Source organism: Bartonella sp. AA126HLJHH (assembly GCF_042197425.1).
In the GTDB taxonomy this organism is placed as follows: Bacteria; Pseudomonadota; Alphaproteobacteria; order Rhizobiales; family Rhizobiaceae; genus Bartonella.
In genome coordinates this window covers 102,896-121,771 of record NZ_JBHIRU010000002.1, presented here as the reverse complement: position 1 = coordinate 121,771, position 18,876 = coordinate 102,896, and the positions used below count along the sequence as shown (strand labels likewise).

Below are 18,876 nucleotides of genomic sequence, written 5' to 3'. Positions count from 1 at the left end.
TACTCAAAGCTCTTATTTAAATTGAAAAGGTAATTTATTTATAAAAATCATATATATATTGATCTTAAATCCATCTTATTATGAATTTATTGAAAATATGTACGACTATTTTATCCATGAAGATACCATCATTATCTTTTTAAGACAAGAAAACGTTTTTTTTGCTATCTATTTAAGTCTTACAAAACGAACAATATCAGCACGACACCGTATAAGATAGTGCATAAATCCCCAGACTTGAGTTAAAGCATTATTTTCTTATTCTAAAATATCAATGAATAAAAGTAGCTTTCTTCTCTCCTAGTATGCTTTATCATAAACTACATATCGCTCTCAAGCGTATACATTTTTAATATTTTATCCAAAATTTTGAGAACTTTTTATAGCGTGCTACTAAAGACAATATAAATTTTGTAAAATAACATTTATATCATTGAGCTGTTTTCTTAATGACTATGAAAAACCTTTAAGAAAAATACTTTTTATCATTCCTCAAAAAGATTTTTGATATAATAATCAAAGTGTTTTTTCTGCAAACAGTTCTTTGTAAACACTTCCAATCTTGCTTGCCTCTTTTTCCAAAGGAAAGTGAGTACGAACATGGGTTAAAGCTTTCTTTCCGGCTGCCAATGTTTTTTCTACATCAGCAAAATAAGGTTCAATTGCTGCTGTTAAAGCCGCTCCATCTCCTGCTTTTACAACTGTTCCTGTTCCCTCGACCACCAATTCTTTAAAAATTCCTACATCACTCGCCACTACAGCCGTCTGTGATGCCATTGCCTCCAATGGTGTCAGACCAAAACCTTCCAAACGAGAAGGAGTTACATAAAGTGATAAACGGCGATACCACACAGGTATATCAAGCCTTTCACCAAGAAAAATAATGCGGTCGTTTAAACCAGCTTCAGCAATCTTCTGTCGTAATTTCTTTTCAAAACCATAATGCTGTTCTGTAGTCCGACCAGCGATAAGTGCTGTCCATTCGGGATAGTCAGGCAATAATGCTATCATCGCGTCCACAAACAAATCAGTACCCTTTAAATAGCGCACGCGCCCAAAACATCCTACCGCATATTTTCCTGGCACCCCAGTTGCTGGAAAGTAATCATCAGGAATTTTGGGGGGTGAAAAACGCCTAATATCCACTCCATGCATAATAACCTTATGAGGCACTTCTAGATAGGTTCCCGTACATACACTAGTAGCGATAACTTTATCCATACGACGAAGCAACCATTTGGTAAAAGGCTTGTGTTCGCGTCGAGATGCCGAAGTAAAGATGAGTTTAAGCTTCATTCGCAAAACATCGCGTAAAAACACCCCGCAAAGCATCTCAATATTGCGTCGTGCATGCCAAATACGAAACGGCTTCCCTTTCGGACTTTTCCAAAGTCCGAAAAGGTCCCTAAAGGCAAGAGTTGGTAAAGTTCGTGGTAAACCAAACCCCAAAGTGGATATACGCACACCCTGTTCGCGTTGCAGTGGAATAAGCTGAATAATCGTAGATGTTACTCCCGACAAACGCCTTTTAAAGTGAGGCGCAATAATTTCAGTTTCGTCCAAAGATACACGCATAATAATCCATATGTTATTTAGATGTACTGAACCTTAATGATCTCGTAATTATGCGCACCACCTGGTGCATTCACCTCAATCACATCACCTTCTTGCTTGCCAATAAGTGCACGTGCGATAGGCGAAGAAATAGAGATTTTACCAACCTTTACATCAGCTTCTTGATCTCCTACGATCTGATACACTTTTTTTTCTTCAGTGTCCTCATCCAAGAGTTTAATGGTTGCGCCAAATTTTATTTTGTCACCTGAAAGACGCGAGACATCTATAACTTCTGCTCGTGCGATATAATCTTCAAGCTCATTTATACGCCCCTCATTATGACTTTGCGCTTCTTTAGCTGCATGATACTCAGCATTTTCAGATAAATCACCATGCGCACGCGCCTCAGAAATTGCTTCAATAATTCGCGGACGCTCCTGTTGTTGACGCCAACGCAACTCTTCTTTAAGACTCTCAAAACCAGCTGTAGTCATCGGAACTTTTTCCATAATCCGTCCCTTTCTATTACACGGAAGGTTTAATAAAAATACAAAAAACGGCTTCCAAAATTACTTTTGGAATCCGAAAACTACGATCTTTTTTATTATATAGTACAGTATCGCTGTTTTCCATATAAAAATAAATAAAGGAAACAAAACATGCACAAATAGTGATTAAAACATCTCATTTTGGTGTTTAAAACGTTAAACTTCACTCTTCTCTTTAAAGTGTCCTAAAGAAGAAAGAATTGTATTTTTTTCTGTTTTATCATAATCTAGTAAAAGAAATTATATAGAATATGAAGAGAGAAGGATAGAAAATCTCTAAAGAAATTCTTTACAGAAAAATGAAAAAAATCGTCATTTTTTTTATGTTTGGCTCTTTCTTTTTAGCCACAACAATATCAGAGGCAGCAGATGCTTTTGTTACGAGAAATCTTAATTTTAGAACAGGTCCCAGCACTCAATATGCACTTTGCGGCTTAATCTCTGCTGGAGAATTAGTTTTTGTTAAAAACTGTGAAGGAAATTGGTGCCATATCCGATATAACACTCAAATAGGTTGGGTGTCATCTCGTTATCTTTCATTTAAAGATGGAAATGATCTTTATCACACATATACAATGTCTTTAATGCCCAAACGTACCGATTATTCTCCATAACAGCCATAATAACTTATGCCCTCTTGAATATCATCATGGCAAAAATGCAATAGTGTTCACGAACAACCACAAATATGCTCCTTCCAAAGAAATACTTCGAAGAATTTGTCTCATAAAAACTTGATCAATATCCTAATGAAAGCTCTAATAAACCAAAATAAATCTGTTCAATAACGTTTTGCTGTTGTCGTAATAAATTTGTAAAAATTAGTATTTTCTTTAAAATCACCAGCACTTTTCTATCAAAGGATACAACAATGAAAAATGGTGTTACTGCAACAGTAGAAGCTCTTTCTGCTCTTATTGCTTCAGGTAATCCTCTTTTTAAGAATGGTGCATTATGGACACCTCACCGCCCCATTCGTCCTGAAAAATCTGAAGGTGGTATTCCATTTCAACTCGAAACATCTTTTAAACCAGCGGGAGATCAACCTCAAGCCATTAAAACTCTGGTCGAGGGAATTCAAAAAAATGAACGTACACAAGTGCTTTTGGGTGTTACCGGCTCAGGGAAAACCTATACAATGGCCAATATCATTGAAAAAACACAGCGTCCAGCTTTAATATTAGCTCCCAATAAAACTCTAGCAGCGCAGCTTTATGGGGAATTTAAAAGTTTTTTTCCCCATAATGCCGTCGAATATTTTGTTTCCTATTATGACTATTATCAACCAGAAGCCTATGTTGCACGCTCAGACACTTATATTGAAAAGGAATCCTCAATTAATGAACAAATCGACCGTATGCGCCATGCTGCAACACGTGCTGTCTTAGAGCGTGATGACGTCATTATTGTCGCATCTGTATCCTGTATCTACGGAATTGGTTCAGTAGAAACTTATACTGCTATGACCTTCCAAATAGCAAAAGGGGACAAACTCAATCAACGAAAACTCTTGGCTGATTTAGTCTCTCAACAGTATTATCGACAAGATATCAATTTCATTCGTGGTTCCTTTCGTGTTCGAGGGGATACAATCGAAATTTTCCCTGCCCACCTCGAAGATCGTGCTTGGCGTATTTCGCTCTTTGGTGATGAAGTGGAAACAATTACGGAATTTGATCCTCTAACGGGTCAAAAAACAGGCGATCTTCAATCGATTAAAATTTATGCCAACTCACACTACGTAACACCACGCCCAACACTTAACCAAGCGATGAAATCGATCAAAATGGAACTCGTTCAACGCCTCGATGAATTAAATGCGGCTGGACGTCTTTTAGAAGCACAACGTTTAGAACAACGTACAATTTTTGATTTAGAAATGTTGGAAACTACCGGCTCATGCTCTGGAATCGAGAATTATTCACGCTATTTAACGGGACGAAAACCCGGAGAACCACCACCAACCTTGTTCGAATACATTCCAAATAATGCTCTTGTTTTTATCGATGAAAGCCACGTAACCATTCCCCAAATTGGTGGCATGTACCGAGGTGACTTTCGTAGAAAAGCAACCTTAGCAGAATATGGTTTTCGCCTCCCTTCTTGTATGGATAACCGTCCTTTGCGCTTTGAAGAATGGGATGCTATGCGCCCACAAACGATTGCTGTCTCCGCAACACCTGGACGGTGGGAAATAGAACAATCTCACGGCACTTTTGCAGAACAAGTTATTCGCCCCACAGGGCTTGTTGACCCACCAACAGAGGTTCGTCCAGCCAAAAATCAAGTCGATGATGTTGTGAATGAAATTCGTAAAACAATTCAAAAAGGCTACCGTACATTGGTGACAGTTCTCACAAAGCGTATGGCCGAAGACTTAACTGAATATCTCCACGAACAAGACATTCGTGTACGCTATATGCATTCTGACATTGATACATTAGAGCGCATTGAAATTCTACGCGATCTTCGGCTTGGCACCTTTGATGTCCTCATCGGTATTAACTTGCTCCGAGAAGGCTTAGATATTCCAGAATGTGGTTTTGTTGCCATTCTAGATGCCGATAAAGAGGGCTTTTTGCGCTCTGAAACTTCCCTCATACAAACAATCGGACGTGCTGCACGTAACGTAGATGGCCGTGTTGTCCTCTATGCAGATACGATCACTGGTTCCATAGAACGAGCCTTACAGGAGACACAAAGACGTCGACAAAAACAAATAGCCTATAATGAAGAACACCATATCACACCGAAAAGTATCAAAAAAAATATCGGAGATATTCTTAATTCAGGCTATGAAACCAACCATATTCATACAAATATCCCTGATGTCATCGAGAAAAAAAATATGGTTGGCAACAATTTAGCATCTCATATTAAACACCTCGAAAAATTAATGCATGAAGCAGCTGCTGATCTTAATTTTGAAGAAGCAGCACGCCTTCGCGATGAAATCAAACAATTACAAAAGATAGAACTAGAACTCGCGGAAAATCCCTTAACACATCATAGCGAACAATCCACCCATGAGCGCGTATTACAACCAAGTCTTTTCTCCAAACCAGACCTTGCACACATGGGACCAACCATGGACACTGGTATTTTGGAAAATCAAAAAGGAAAATCTCGTAAAAACACCCCTAATCAAGCAACAATAAAACGAAAAAAACGCAATCAATGAAGGAGCAAAAAATTTCAAACCGCATAAAATAATCTTCAGCTCTTCTAAAAAAGACGAAAGCTCAAAAGCAAACAGCGTTATCCGAAAAATAGACAACCTCCAACATCAACGGTGCTTCAATTTGTCTAAAACAACATGAGAGAGAACATTTTATAAAAAATTTCTAAAATATATTATCTTTATAAAGTTATACTCTGATATCTAACTCAATATTATTTATCCTTACAAGAAAATATTCAAATAGGGCACTGTCCTATAACACAAATAAAGTAAAATAAGACTTTATCATAGCACCATAAGCCTATGATAAAAAATGATAACTTTTATTCATATCCCTATTGTTCAATTCATATTGTACCAAACAATAAAAAATTATCCCTAAATAAAGAGTTTATATTCCATAGTAAAAAATCGTGGACTCTCAATACAAACTTATTAATTAACCTCAAGCAGAGTACATTAATTGAAATCAAAATTCTGTTATGATTTCAATTTACTGTCTCCGCGATAGATTTAACTAAATAAATTTTTATTTTTTTTGTCACAATAAAGCCCAAAATTGTTCAGGCTCTATTCAGTTTGAAACGTATAGGATGTGAAAAATACGAATTTACACAAGGAGCATCATTATGAAAAAAGTGATCAGGCTAGCGGTATTATCAGCAATGTCAACTGTGACCGTTTTGATGCCGCTAAATGCAACGCTTGCGGATATGGCATGGAATCGTAGTGACTCTATCTCGAGAGAAATAGATGATATGATGAGGAAGATGCGTAAAGAAACAGATGATGCGATAAGGGAAATGAGGAAGAAAGCTGATATTCTGCCTTGTGGTTTTTCTCGCTCCCATTGTTCTGATAAAAAACGTAGCTTTTTATCTGATGATTTCCAAAAGTTTGTTGATGATTTCCACAAGAGTTCTGATGACAACAAGAGAAGATTTAAAGCCAAACATGAAAGGTCTGTAGCCAAACAGAGTAAGACGGAACAACAACATCATCATCACCACCACCATTATCATCATGTTGAAAACAAAACATATCATTACGTCGAGCGCAAAAAGACAAAACACAGTAATATTCATATAGATAACTCAGGAGATGCTTTAGCGGTGGGTATTCTTGGTCTTGCAACAGGTACGATTCTTGGTACAATTTTAAAAAAACCAGAACAGCCACAAGTGGTTTATCAAATAGTACCACAAAATCAGGTAATTTATCAAAAAGTTCCGCAAAATCAAAGAGTTTATCAAGTGCAGCAAACAGTGGCATATGAGCCATTCCAGCAATCATTAGAATCTGATTGGCTTAACTATTGCAAGAAAAAATACCGTTCCTTTAACCCTAAAACAGGGACCTTTCGAGACCGTAATGGTTTGGAACACATTTGTTATGCCCCAATAAATTAACTTCTGTTCTGCCCTACTAAAAAGTTTTAAATGGCAAAAAAAAACGCTTCAAAGCGTTTTTTTGTTTTCTCATATATTAAAATCTTGAAGAAAAGGATTATTTTGGTGCTCATAGCCTATACTACTTTTGGGATCATGCCCACAGATAAAACAAACATCATCGCCTAAGGGTAAAACTTTTTCTCGAAGGGATTTCATCAATTTTTCATAAGAACAGAAGGGGAAGTCCGTACGTCCAATAGAACCACGAAAGAGAACAACACCCAAGAAGGTTAAGCGCTCTTTTTCATTGAAATAAATAACATGACCAAGAGAATGCCCTAGTGTATGCAAAACCTTAAACTCATGTCCAGCAAAATACACACACTCACCATCTTCTAACTATATCGAACAACGCCCCATGATGCTTGCGGATGTAAGCCATGATTTAAGAACCATTCTCACCCGTTTCAAACTTCAGCTAACATTAGCAAATAATGACTTTGATATCAAGCCGCTTGAGCAAGATGTGAGCGACACGCAAAACATGTTAGAAGATTACCTTGCTTTTGCCCGTAGTGAAGAAAGTGAATGTGTTAAAACTTTTGATTTAAATGCTCTTATGCAAAAATTCTCCACCGATGCGCATCTTCACAAACGTCAATTTTCCTACACCATTGAAAGCCCTACACAAATACAAGCACACCCACGTGCCTTCACGCGTCTCATCAGCAATATTGTGTCAAATGCATTTTGTCATGCCAATACTGTCAAACTAACAGCCATATCCCAACAAGAATGTTTCCCATATATCAAAAAAAGTTCCCGCAATATATTATATTTATACAGTTATAATATGATATCGAACTCAATATTTAGCCTCACAAGAGAGTAGTCAAACAGGACTGTATTCAATCACACAAATAAGGTTCTATCTTAGCACCATAAGCCTATAATAAAAAACGATAACTTTTGTTCATACACCTATTGTTCAATTCATATTGTATCAAGCAATAAAAAATTACTCATCAATAAATAATTTATAACCAATAGTAAAAAATCTGGTGCTCTAAATACAAGCTGCTTAATTAATCTTAAGAAGAGTACATTAATTGAAATCAAAATTCTGTCATGATTTTATTTTATTGTATTGATAATAGTTTTAACTAAATGAATTTTTATTTTTTTGTCACAATAAAGTCCAAAATTGTTCAGTCTCTATTCAGTTTGAAACGTGTAGGATGTGAAAAATACGAATTGACACAAGGAGCATCATTATGAAAAAAGTGATCAGGTTAGCGGTATTATCAGCAATGTCTACTGTAACCATTTTGATGCCATTAGATCCAACGCTTGCGGATATGGCATGGTATCATAACTATGATATGAGAAGGGAGGCTGGTTTACCGTCTCACAATTTTAGCTCCCATTTTTCTCATAGTGAACATCACTCTTTTGATAACCCCCACACGCGTCATTATGTTAGCCATAAATGGGGAGCACAACAACACCATCATGTTGAACACAAGACATATCATTATGTCGAGCGCAAAAAGACAAAACACAGTAGTATTAATATAAATAACTCAGGAGAAGCTTTAGCAATGGGCATTCTTGCTCTTGCAGCAGGTGCACTTCTCGGCAAAATTTTAAAAAAACCAGAACAGCCACAAGTTGTTTATCAAACCGCACCACAGCATCAAATTGTATATCAACAGGCTCCACAAGAACAGATAATTTATGAAGCTCCGCAAACGGTGGAATATGAGCCAGTACAACAATCATTAGAATCTGATTGGCTTAACTATTGCAAGAAAAAATACCGTTCCTTCAACCCTAAAACAGGAACTTTCCGAGACCGTAATGGTTTGGAACACGTTTGTTATGCCCCAATAAATTAACTTCTGTTCTGCCCTATTAAAAAGTCTTAAATGGCAAAAAAAAACGCTTCAAAGCGTTTTTTTTTATTTGCTCATATATTAAAATCTTGAAGAAAAGGATTATTTTGGCGCTCATAGCCTATGCTACTTTTGGGACCATGCCCACAGATGAAACGAACATCGTTGCCTAAAGGTAAAACTTTTTCTCGAAGAGATTGCATCAATTTTTCATGGGAACAGAAGGGGAAGTCCGTACGTCCAATAGAGCCACGAAAAAGAACATCACCCAAGAGGGCTAAGCGCTCTTTTTCATTGAAATAAATAACATGACCAGGAGAATGCCCTGGTGTATGAAAAACCTTAAACACATGTCCAGCAAAATGAACGCACTCACCATCTTCTAACCATCGATCAGGAATACAAATGCAAGCATCAGTGATGCCATAATTTTTTGCGCTTTCGCTCACGGCATCCATCACAGGCTTATCATCGCGATGTGAACCGATAATTTTTACATTAAGCGCTTCTTTTACTTGCATTGCTGCTCCTACATGATCAAAATGACCATGTGTTATCCAAATAGCCTCAACGATAACACCATTCTTTTCGATTACGTCTTGAATCCGCGGCCAATCACCACCAGGATCAACGAGAACCCCCGTTTTACATTCACTATCAAAAAGCAAAGTGCAATTTTGTTGAAATGTCGTAACTGGAATAATATGTATATTAAGACTACCCATAATATCCTTTTCAAAAATAACTTTTTTAAATTTATAAATAAAACTTTCTTTCCTTTAAGGTAAAGGTGCTGCTCGACAGCTTTATACAACTTATGTAAACTTGCATTTTGTGTAAACTAAATTTTTATCAAGGTTTTTTAAGAATGAGCAATCACGTTCAAGTTTTGTGTGACGATGCCCCTCACCTTCTTGTGATTGATGACGATACACGTATTCGCAATCTTTTATTTCAGTTTCTCATTAAAAATGGATTTCGTGTTTCAGTTTCAGCTAATGCGAATGAAGCAAGACGACTGTTAGCAAGTTTAGATTTTGATCTTCTTATTGTTGATGTCATGATGCCTAGCGAAAACGGTATTGATCTCACTCATTCACTCCGCCAAACAAAAGATGTCCCTATCTTTATGTTAACAGCTTTATCAGAAATAGACAATCGTATCCGTGGATTAGAAGCAGGGGCAGATGATTATCTGGCTAAGCCGTTTGACCCTCGTGAACTTCTCCTTCGCATCAACGCCATTTTACGACGTGGTTTTCCCCCTCACCAACCCAAAATTGAGCAAATAGTTTTTGGTCCTTATATATTTTCAATTTCACGACGCGAACTCAAAAAAGGAGGAGAAATTATTAAATTAACAGATAAAGAACAAGAAATGATGGTCATGTTTGCCGAAAATGCAGGCGATACAATTCCGCGCCATAAATTCGCGACCGATGACAGCAATATAAGTGAACGTGCCATTGATGTGCAGATCAACCGCCTTCGTCGTAAGATCGAAAAAAACCCAGCACTGCCTATATGGCTCCAAACCGTGCGAGGAATAGGGTATAAACTCTCTATTGAATAGGCACAAGAATGATCAAACCTTTAAGATTTTTTCTTCGATGGTTAACGAAAAAAATGCCTAAACGGCTTTATGCTCGCTCTTTGATCATTATCATTGCTCCCATGGTGCTTCTGCAAACGGTCATTGCTTATGTCTTTATGGAACGCCATTGGCAAATGGTAACGGAGCGTCTTTCAACGGCTGTCGTGCATGATATTTCAGCCATTATTGATATTCTTGAAACATATCCCCAACAAGATAACTATGAAGATATCAAGCGTATTGCACAACAACGTATGGGATTAAATATTTCTATTCTATCTCCTACCTCCTTACCCCCTCCAGGACCTAAGCCATTTTTTGCAATTCTTGACTATTTTTTAAGTGAAGAAATCACCCGTCAAATTAACCGTCCCTTCTGGATCGATACCGTAGGAGATTCTGATCTTGTTGAAATCCGTATCCACCTTGGTCACAACATTTTACGCGTCTTTGCTCCACGCAGCCAAGCCTATGCTTCCAATACTGCTATTTTTTTAAGCTGGATGGTAGGAACAGCTCTTGTTTTATTGCTGATAGCAATTTACTTTTTACGCAATCAAATCAAACCGATTCAACAATTGGCTGAAGCAGCAGAAAGCTTTGGACGCGGTCGTCCTTTACCAAAAGGATTTCAACCACAAGGAGCTGATGAAGTCCGTCGTGCAGGCATCGCTTTTTTACGCATGCGTGAACGTATTGAACGCCAAATTGAACAACGTACCATGATGCTCTCAGGAGTAAGTCATGATTTAAGAACCATTCTTACACGCTTTAAACTTCAGCTGGCATTAGTAAATACTGACTTTGATATTAAACCGCTTGAGCAAGATGTAAGTGACATGCAAAATATGTTAGAAGATTATCTTTCTTTTGCTCGTGGTGAAGGAAGTGAAAGTATCAAGACTTTTGATTTAAATGCTCTTATGCAAAAATTCTCCACCGATGCTCGTCTTCACAAACGTCAATTTTCTTACACCATTGAAGGTCCTAAAGAAATACAAGTACGTCCCCGTGCTTTCACACGCTTAGTCAGCAATCTTGTAACAAATGCATTTTGTTACGGCACGACTGTTAAACTAACCGCTAACTCTCAACAAGAATCTTTTATATTGATAATCGATGATAATGGACCTGGAATTCATAAAAATATGCGCACAGAAGTTTTTAAGCCATTCTTTCGACTTGATAAAGCGCGAAATCAAGATGCAAGTGGAACAGGACTTGGTCTTTCTATTGCTCAAGACATAGCACGCAGCCATGGTGGCAATATACAATTAGATGAAAGCCCACTCGGGGGAGTGCGCGCTATTCTTGATGTCCCCCTATGAGCAATATTTCCGCAAACCGTCTGTAAAAATAACAGACTGTATATTTTAGGCATTCCCTACAGTTTCAAACAAAGTGTATTGCAGTGCTTTGTAAGCACTTTCTCCCGACAAAGCAACCATCTGAAATGCAACATAATGGCTTTCACAAGCTTTAAGTGCATGTATCAACAATGTTTCAACCTGTATATGAGATGGATGCATCCCACCAGCCAAAAGAAGACCTTGTCGATAAATGACTGAATTATTCCTTTGCCAGTAATCAAAATGTCCCAACAACAACTTTTCATTAATTGCTAGCAATAAGCGCTGTATTTCAGCTGTTCGAGCATTTTTAGTAGAGAGATCAAACGAACAAGCTAAATGAAGTGCTTCATGCTCTTCCATCCATGAAAAAGCAAGACGATAGTTTGCGCGTTTTCCTTCCACACAAACGCTAATTTCATCTTGTGCATCCCGCTCAAACGACCAATCATATTCACAGGCAATCTGTTCGATAAAGTCAACAGGGTGCTCTTTTCTTTCTGTGGCGCAAAATGCAAGCCTCATCACAATCCTCAATCATCTTAAAACATTGTCAACAGAATATAAACCGTCTAAACTGTAACAATATTTTGCTACAATCAGAACCTTTACACCAAACAAATACACATAAAAACATCGACAGTACACAAACACCCAGAACACAATCGCGCTGTTTAGGGCAACCTGATAGTCATAAAACGAATCATCAAGTCTTTTCAGTGTATTGATACAATTTCATAGCGCCAGCCCCCCTGATTCAAAAAAATGTATTTTACCCAAAAAAAAAATCAAAAATAAACAAATGATCCGCTCTAACAGACTCAAGATTAAGCATTTTTTAGTTTCACGCATCACATTGAAAAATTGGGGATATTTTTTGAAGATTCTTTTTTTAAGAAACTATTTTACTTTTTTGTGTCTGCGTTTTTTTAATCATCTTTTTTTAAATCATCAAGGCGCCTTTTCAAATCAGCATTATCAGCATGGATTTTCAGCACCATCTCCTTAAAAGTCTCAAACTCTTCGCGAGAAACAAGATCAAGTTTGTTTGCTATCTTTTCAGCCTGCACACGAAAAGCTGTTCCAGCTTCACGTCGTATGCCTTGCGCAACGTCAGCAGCATCCGTTGCTAATTTTGCTAATTCATCAAGAATACGATTTGATCCATTACGCATAACATTTTTCCTTAAATTTTAATTATTGACGCACGCATTATAGCGTATTCTCATAACATTTAGATACTGTAATTTGTTCCTTTTACTCTATATTTTACATACTATGTAGACTTTATCATAACGATTTTGTTTAAGATTTTTTAATATTCCTTTATCACCATATTTTTTACCGCGATAAATCAGTGGAAATCTATCTCCCTTTCTGACTAGCCTCCCTACTGACTTGACCATTGTGCATTCATCTGTCATTTCTGACCATCAGAGTCACTTCATATTCATCTCGTATAATGTAAAATGCTTAACTCATGAACAATCTGTCTTGTCCAGCCATTGCTTTTCCGTCTTTCCTTGATCCTGTCATTATCCAGCTAGGTCCCATAGCACTTCATTGGTATGGACTTGGTTACGTACTGGGTATTCTTTTTGCTTGGTGGTATGCGCAAAAATTATTAAAAAAAACATCTCTATGGTATAGAGACCACCCTCCTATGGATAAAGAAAAGATCGGAGATTTTGTTGTCTGGTCTGCCATAAGTGTTGTTATCGGAGGGCGTTTAGGACAAGTTCTTGTATGGGATCCCATTTACTATTTTAACCATCCAAGTGCTATTATTGCCGTATGGGATGGGGGAATGTCCTTTCATGGCGGACTTATTGGTATTATCATTGCTATGATTTGGTTTGCCCGTAAAAATTATATTAACATACGAGCCATGTTTGATATCATTGCTGCAGGTGCGCCTATTGGTATCGGCATTGTACGAATCTGCAACTTCATCAACCAAGAGTTATGGGGCAATATCACTACACATCCTTGGGCTGTTTGTTTTCCTCTCGATCCTTACTATTTACCGCGCCATCCAAGCCAGCTTTACGAAGCATTTATGGAAGGATTTCTTCTCTTCATCATCCTGTGTCTTCTTATTTTTGGGTTCAAAGCATTAAAGCGTCCCAGTACTGTATCAGGAACATTTATTATAGGCTACGCAGTAACACGCAGCATTTCTGAAATTTACCGTGCGCCTCAAGAAGATCCAGAATGGTTTTCGACTCTTTTCCATTCTACTGGTTTTACCTATGGCATGGCTTTATCTCTTCCCATGCTTCTTGTAGGGTTTTATCTTCTTCTCCACGCCTTTAAATATAAACCGACAGAAAATGGCCAATCTCAAAGAAAAAATTAAAGAAATTATTGTCCTTAATGGACCAATCACTGTTAGCCAATATATGACGTTGGCACTCACCGATCCCCAATTTGGTTATTATCACACACAAACCCCTTTTGGACATGCTGGTGATTTCATTACAGCACCTGAAATAAGCCAATTATTTGGAGAGATGATTGGCATTTGGACTCTTGCAAGCTGGAAAGCTCAAGGGTGCCCTCACCCTTTTATTCTCGCTGAAATAGGTCCAGGACGAGGAACTTTGATGGATGACATTTTGCGAACTATCCAAAAGCTCTCTCAAACGGCATTTAATGCTGCTGAAATTTTTCTGATCGAAATAAGCAAAAAACTTGCAAAAGAACAAAAAAAATGCCTTTTCTCTTATCAAAAACAAATCCATAGCATTGAAAATTTTAATCAAATTCCTTCAAAACCTCTCTTCCTCATTGCTAATGAATTTCTCGATACACTCCCTATCAACCAATATATTAAAGTCAATGGAGAATGGAAAGAGCGCCGCATTACAGTCAATCAAAATGGAGATTTCATCTTTATTGCTGCTCCGCATAAACTTCCCTCTTCTTGTCTACAAACCTATTGTTCTAAAGTGCCTGACGGAACAATTTTTGAACATGCCCCCTTACGGCATCAATTCATGCAACAAATCAGCCACCATTTAGTGCAAGTGACAGGTTCTGCTTTACTTATCGACTATGGTGCTTGTGAGCTTGCCTTTGGCGATACCTTGCAAGCACTCTCAAAACATAGATTTCGTGATGTTTTTGATGCCCCTGGTGAACATGATTTAACATCCCATGTTGATTTTTCTTTTTTAAAAAACATAGCTCTTGAACAGGGCTGTTTTGCTGAAATCTTCGAGCAAGGAGATTTTCTTTTTAAAATGGGGCTACTGGAGCGCGCAAACCAGCTTGGAGTTGGCAAAAGTGCTCCTTTGCAAGACAAAATCCGCCAAGACATCGAACGGCTCGCTAGTCCAGATCAGATGGGAAAATTATTTAAAGTTTTACATTTCAGTGATAAAAATATCTCCATACCTCCCCAATTTTAATGATCGGCGCTTTTGTCAATAAGCACATCATTATCTGAAATATTCATTGACAAATATGAACATCTCCATCCTCACTTTAAATAATCTCCATAAGGAACTTTTATGAAATCTATCCCTCATCCCATTCTTGCAAAAAATCTTTCTACTTTACACTCCCATGGAATAAAACATGGATTTTTTACACGTCAAGGTGGTGTTTCAAAAAATCTTTATCATAGTCTTAATGTTGGGAAAGGTTCAAATGATCAACTTGAATATATTGTACAGAATCGTCTTTTGATTGCCAATTATTTTTCTATTGAAGCGCAAAATTTAGTCACAGTTAATCAAATACACTCCTGTAACGTTGTCGTAGCTCATCAAGCAATTATCGGTGCACCTCCTCAAGCTGATGCTCTGGTTACGACCACCCCAGAACTCGTTATTGGGGTTCTTACAGCAGATTGCGGACCCATTCTGTTTGCTGATCCACAAGCTGGAGTCATCGCTGCAACTCATGCTGGCTGGCGTGGAAGCTTAAATGGAATTATCGAGAAAACAATTGCTGTTATGGAAAAACAAGGAGCCAAAAGACAATCAATAACAGCAGTCCTTGGACCTTGTATTGGCCCTTATCACTATGAAGTAACAAATGAATTTTACGACCAATTTATTGATTACCACAGCAAATACCAAAAATATTTTTTAAAAACAGACAAAATAAATCGCTTTTATTTTAATCTATGGGCATTTATTATAAACCAACTCAAAGAAGCAGGTGTTAATGCTTCTTGTGTAGAGCTTTGTACCTATCAAGATGAACAGCGTTTTTTCTCCTATCGCCGTGCAATACACCGCAACGAACCCGATTACGGACGGCAGATTTCTGCTGTTATGCTGAAAAACAAAAGATGAGCCTCTTTATGCTTGAGAACAATACCAAAACTGCAAAACTAAGCTTTTTACCCAAATGTAAAAATAAATCCCATTGTACTTTGCTTTTTTCACGAAATTATCTACCAGCCCATAAAATATGATAGCCTTCGCTATGATCATTTTCAATGTTTGGTTATAATGATTGAAGGCAAGATGATACTTCTTTTTATTACTCCCCTTCATTCATCTTAAATATGAAGCATTCCCCATATTGAAAGTATTTTTATAAAGTAATAACCAAAAAGCTTAATCAATATGTATTTCTTTGCCGCATGGAGAAAAAACTTTGCTCTAAAAGTAATAAACTTTTGGAAAAAGAGAAAACATACTGCATAGCTCTTTAATAATAATCGATAAAATTGTAAGGCTTTTGTAATTGTTCTCTTGCAATTTAATAAAAAGAAATTAAAAACCGTGTCGCATTCCCACCATGATGATTCAGAGGTTCTACTATGAAACTTTTCTGCGGAAATTCTAATCCACGCCTAGCTGAAGATGTTGCAAATTATTTGAACATCCCCTTAGGCAAAGCGACTGTAAAGCGCTTTGCTGATCAAGAAATTTTCGTAGAACTGCATGAAAATGTACGTGGACAAGATGTTTTTGTTTTGCAATCTACATCCTATCCCGCAAATGATCATTTGATGGAATTACTCATCATGATTGATGCCCTTCGTCGTTCTTCTGCGCGTCGTATTACAGCTGTTATCCCCTATTTTGGCTATGCCCGCCAAGATAGAAAACCAGGACCACGAACTCCTATTTCTGCAAAACTTGTTGCCAACCTAATTACTGAAGCAGGGGCCCATCGTGTTTTAACATTGGACCTTCATGCAGGACAAATTCAAGGTTTTTTTGATATCCCTACGGATAATCTCTATGCTGTTCCTGTCATTTCTCGCGATGTCAAAGTGCATTATTCTCTTGAAAATGTTATCGTTGTTTCACCTGATGTGGGTGGTGTGGTGCGCGCGCGCGCGCTCGCCAAGCGCTTGAACAGTTTGCTCGCTATTGTGGATAAACGTCGCGAAAGCCCCGGTGAATCAGAAGTTATGAATATCATTGGAGATGTATCGGGAAAAGATTGCCTTTTGCTTGATGATATTGTTGATTCAGGTGGAACTTTATGCAATGCAGCAAGTGCTCTGCTTAAACATGGTGCCAATAGTGTCACGGCTTATATCACGCACGGTGTTCTTTCTGGTAATGCAATCGAGCGAATTGCCAATTCAGAGATGAAAGAATTGGTTATTACAGATTCAATTATGCCAACACAAGCTATTGAGAAAACCCATAATATTCGTGTTTTGCCCATTGCCGACCTTATGGGAGAAGCAATAGCAAGGACAGCAGCAGAACAATCGGTTTCCAGCTTATTTGGTTAAAGTGGTTCCTTGGGGTCTCCCGGTGCTGTTTCAACACCAAGATCAGGAAAGGCAACAATACGTTGACCACTAAAATGCGTGTGAATAACAATAAGTCCACGCTCTTCAAAGTAGGTTAAAAGTCGGCGTGCACGGCTTAAAGAATGAGTCCCATAAAGACGTGCTAAAAATGCATCAGATGGACATGGCTTTCCCCCTAATGCGGACTGTGCCACGTTCAAGAAGACTCCTTGAACATCTTCTTCCAAACTTTCTGATATCTGCAAAATATGTTTCCAATGTTCACTGACAGCCGTTTGTTCATCAACAAAAGCCTGAGCAATAGCCAATTTACGCCGAAATTGTGAAAGATTAAAAGGAACCTTTGACATCCCATGGATACGGCAACGAACTGAAAAATCTTGATAAAGCACCGCTGTTGAACGATAAAAAGCTTCAGAATCCTCAAGAATTTCCCGAATAATATGTTCTGCTTTCCCGTCACGCTCAACATCAGAAAGTTCAGGAAATAAACTTGGGTTTTCTTCCAACAACTCTTGTTTTTTATGCACGACCTCCTCTAACATCTCGTGCATTGACTTTTCCCTCATCGGCTCTCGTGTTTGTTTAAATGGCGTTAAAATTTCCTCTGGTGAAGCAGTAAAAACGAGCTCTTGCACATCATCCCGCTCTGTTGGAAGTGGCATTAATTTAGGACTAGAAGAGCGTGCTAAAGTTTCAACAGAACCAATGATAATTGGTAAAGGGCGTCGTGACAAAGCAGGGCCTAAAGCTATAAAATTTCCCCGTTCAAGATCTCTAAACATTTCCGCTTGGCGACGCTCCATTCCCAAAAGATCAGCAGCGCGCACCATATCAATATCTAAAAAAGTCCGCCCTATTAAAAAGTTTGAAGCTTCCGCAGCAACATTTTTGGCAAGCTTAGCCAAACGTTGTGTCGCAATAACACCAGCAAGACCACGTTTACGTCCTCGACACATAAGATTGGTCATAGCGCTCAAAGAAATTTTACGCGCTTCATCAGAAACTTCTCCTGCCGCAGTTGGAGCAAACAATTGTGCTTCATCGACAACGACAAGCATAGGATACCAATAATCACGTTCCACATCAAACAGTGCCCCAAGAAAAGCCCCAACAGCACGCATCTGTTGTTCAGTATCCAAGCCTTCAAGATTAAATACCACTGAAACTCGATGTTGTCGAATGCGATGGGCAATACGAGTCAACTCTAATTCACTACGTTGAGCCTCTACAATAACATGACCAAATTTATCTGCCAAAGTTACAAAATCGCCTTCTGGATCAATTACACAATGCTGCACCCACTTAGCACTTTGCTCCAGAAGACGGCGTAAAAGATGTGATTTCCCTGAACCAGAATTACCTTGTACAAGAAGACGTGTCGCCAATAATTCTTCCAAATCAAGAAGTGCTGGCATCGATTTATGCAAAGCACGACTCTCTGACATCTCACCCAAGGCAATCTCAACCTTCATAACATCTCCAGTGTTTGATTTTGAACATATCAGCGCCAGCACATATTGGTTGATTCTCCATCCACACCGTAATTTGTAACATTTCCTCCTTTTTAACGGTAGAAATCATCGATTTTTCCCACAACTCTTGCATCTATGAATAGTTTGAACTA

At 38.0% G+C, this 18,876-nt stretch carries 16 protein-coding genes and 2 pseudogenes; 11 read left to right on the top strand and 7 right to left on the bottom strand.

Going from position 1 to position 18,876, the window contains the following annotated elements:
• Positions 1-516 precede the first annotated feature (516 nt).
• Both ACFIQC_RS01760 and greA read right to left on the bottom strand, forming a co-directional pair.
• Positions 517-1,575 (bottom strand): glycosyltransferase family 4 protein, encoded by a 1,059-nt coding sequence (locus ACFIQC_RS01760; protein WP_375706658.1) that lies wholly within the window; start codon positions 1,573-1,575, stop codon positions 517-519.
• 17 nt (positions 1,576-1,592) lie between these two features.
• On the bottom strand, positions 1,593-2,066 hold the full coding sequence (greA, locus tag ACFIQC_RS01755) for a transcription elongation factor GreA (RefSeq protein WP_007347010.1): 474 nt from the start codon (positions 2,064-2,066) through the stop codon (positions 1,593-1,595).
• Between the two features lie 338 nt (positions 2,067-2,404).
• On the opposite strand from greA, the gene ACFIQC_RS01750 reads away from it, so the two are divergent.
• The 3 genes from ACFIQC_RS01750 to ACFIQC_RS01740 all read left to right on the top strand — a co-directional run bounded on the left by ACFIQC_RS01750 (position 2,405) and on the right by ACFIQC_RS01740 (position 6,695).
• Complete coding sequence (locus ACFIQC_RS01750) at positions 2,405-2,719, top strand: SH3 domain-containing protein (protein ID WP_375612971.1); 315 nt, start codon at positions 2,405-2,407, stop codon at positions 2,717-2,719.
• A gap of 257 nt (positions 2,720-2,976) precedes the next feature.
• Positions 2,977-5,286, top strand: a complete 2,310-nt coding sequence (gene uvrB / locus ACFIQC_RS01745; RefSeq protein ID WP_375631658.1) for an excinuclease ABC subunit UvrB — start codon at positions 2,977-2,979, stop codon at positions 5,284-5,286.
• Between the two features lie 629 nt (positions 5,287-5,915).
• A complete protein-coding gene (locus ACFIQC_RS01740; protein WP_375673745.1) occupies positions 5,916-6,695 on the top strand; it encodes a BA14K family protein in 780 nt (259 codons plus the stop codon).
• A 69-nt stretch (positions 6,696-6,764) separates the two neighbouring features.
• Here ACFIQC_RS01740 and ACFIQC_RS01735 read toward each other — a convergent pair.
• Positions 6,765-7,076, bottom strand: a pseudogene (locus tag ACFIQC_RS01735) (MBL fold metallo-hydrolase); the annotation flags it as partial.
• A gap of 4 nt (positions 7,077-7,080) precedes the next feature.
• Here ACFIQC_RS01735 and ACFIQC_RS01730 point away from each other — a divergent pair.
• Positions 7,081-7,479, top strand: a pseudogene (locus ACFIQC_RS01730) (sensor histidine kinase); the annotation flags it as partial.
• Between the two features lie 472 nt (positions 7,480-7,951).
• Positions 7,952-8,575, top strand: a complete 624-nt coding sequence (locus ACFIQC_RS01725) for a BA14K family protein (protein ID WP_375706657.1) — start codon at positions 7,952-7,954, stop codon at positions 8,573-8,575.
• Positions 8,576-8,646: 71 nt separating this feature from the next.
• Here the strand turns inward: ACFIQC_RS01725 and ACFIQC_RS01720 are convergent, their stop codons facing one another.
• On the bottom strand, positions 8,647-9,297 hold the full coding sequence (locus ACFIQC_RS01720) for an MBL fold metallo-hydrolase (protein WP_375606477.1): 651 nt from the start codon (positions 9,295-9,297) through the stop codon (positions 8,647-8,649).
• Positions 9,298-9,440: 143 nt separating this feature from the next.
• On the opposite strand from ACFIQC_RS01720, the gene ACFIQC_RS01715 reads away from it, so the two are divergent.
• Both ACFIQC_RS01715 and ACFIQC_RS01710 read left to right on the top strand, forming a co-directional pair.
• Positions 9,441-10,145 carry a response regulator gene (locus ACFIQC_RS01715; RefSeq protein WP_375705063.1) on the top strand — a complete coding sequence of 235 codons (705 nt, stop codon included), beginning with the start codon at positions 9,441-9,443 and terminating at the stop codon, positions 10,143-10,145.
• Between the two features lie 8 nt (positions 10,146-10,153).
• Entirely contained in the window at positions 10,154-11,494 is a 1,341-nt protein-coding gene (locus ACFIQC_RS01710) for an ATP-binding protein (protein ID WP_375629405.1), read from the top strand.
• A 45-nt stretch (positions 11,495-11,539) separates the two neighbouring features.
• On the opposite strand, the gene ACFIQC_RS01705 is transcribed toward ACFIQC_RS01710, so the two are convergent.
• Positions 11,540-12,040 (bottom strand): YbjN domain-containing protein, encoded by a 501-nt coding sequence (locus ACFIQC_RS01705; protein WP_375629408.1) that lies wholly within the window; start codon positions 12,038-12,040, stop codon positions 11,540-11,542.
• Positions 12,041-12,444: 404 nt separating this feature from the next.
• Entirely contained in the window at positions 12,445-12,690 is a 246-nt protein-coding gene (locus ACFIQC_RS01700) for an accessory factor UbiK family protein (protein ID WP_273791228.1), read from the bottom strand.
• A 305-nt stretch (positions 12,691-12,995) separates the two neighbouring features.
• Here ACFIQC_RS01700 and lgt point away from each other — a divergent pair, with 305 nt between their 5' ends.
• The 4 genes from lgt (at position 12,996) to ACFIQC_RS01680 (ending at position 17,228) form a co-directional block, all read left to right on the top strand.
• Positions 12,996-13,874, top strand: coding sequence for a prolipoprotein diacylglyceryl transferase (lgt, locus tag ACFIQC_RS01695; RefSeq protein ID WP_375629411.1), 879 nt, complete (start codon positions 12,996-12,998; stop codon positions 13,872-13,874).
• Positions 13,849-14,928 (top strand): class I SAM-dependent methyltransferase, encoded by a 1,080-nt coding sequence (locus ACFIQC_RS01690; RefSeq protein ID WP_375673736.1) that lies wholly within the window; start codon positions 13,849-13,851, stop codon positions 14,926-14,928. The genes lgt and ACFIQC_RS01690 overlap by 26 nt, the downstream gene beginning before the upstream one ends.
• 102 nt (positions 14,929-15,030) lie before the next feature.
• Entirely contained in the window at positions 15,031-15,822 is a 792-nt protein-coding gene (gene pgeF / locus ACFIQC_RS01685) for a peptidoglycan editing factor PgeF (RefSeq protein WP_375640214.1), read from the top strand.
• Between the two features lie 473 nt (positions 15,823-16,295).
• On the top strand, positions 16,296-17,228 hold the full coding sequence (locus ACFIQC_RS01680; protein ID WP_375606345.1) for a ribose-phosphate pyrophosphokinase: 933 nt from the start codon (positions 16,296-16,298) through the stop codon (positions 17,226-17,228).
• Here the strand turns inward: ACFIQC_RS01680 and ACFIQC_RS01675 are convergent.
• Entirely contained in the window at positions 17,225-18,724 is a 1,500-nt protein-coding gene (locus ACFIQC_RS01675) for a helicase HerA domain-containing protein (RefSeq protein ID WP_375706656.1), read from the bottom strand. The two genes, ACFIQC_RS01680 and ACFIQC_RS01675, sit on opposite strands and share 4 nt — an antisense overlap.
• Positions 18,725-18,876 lie beyond the last annotated feature (152 nt).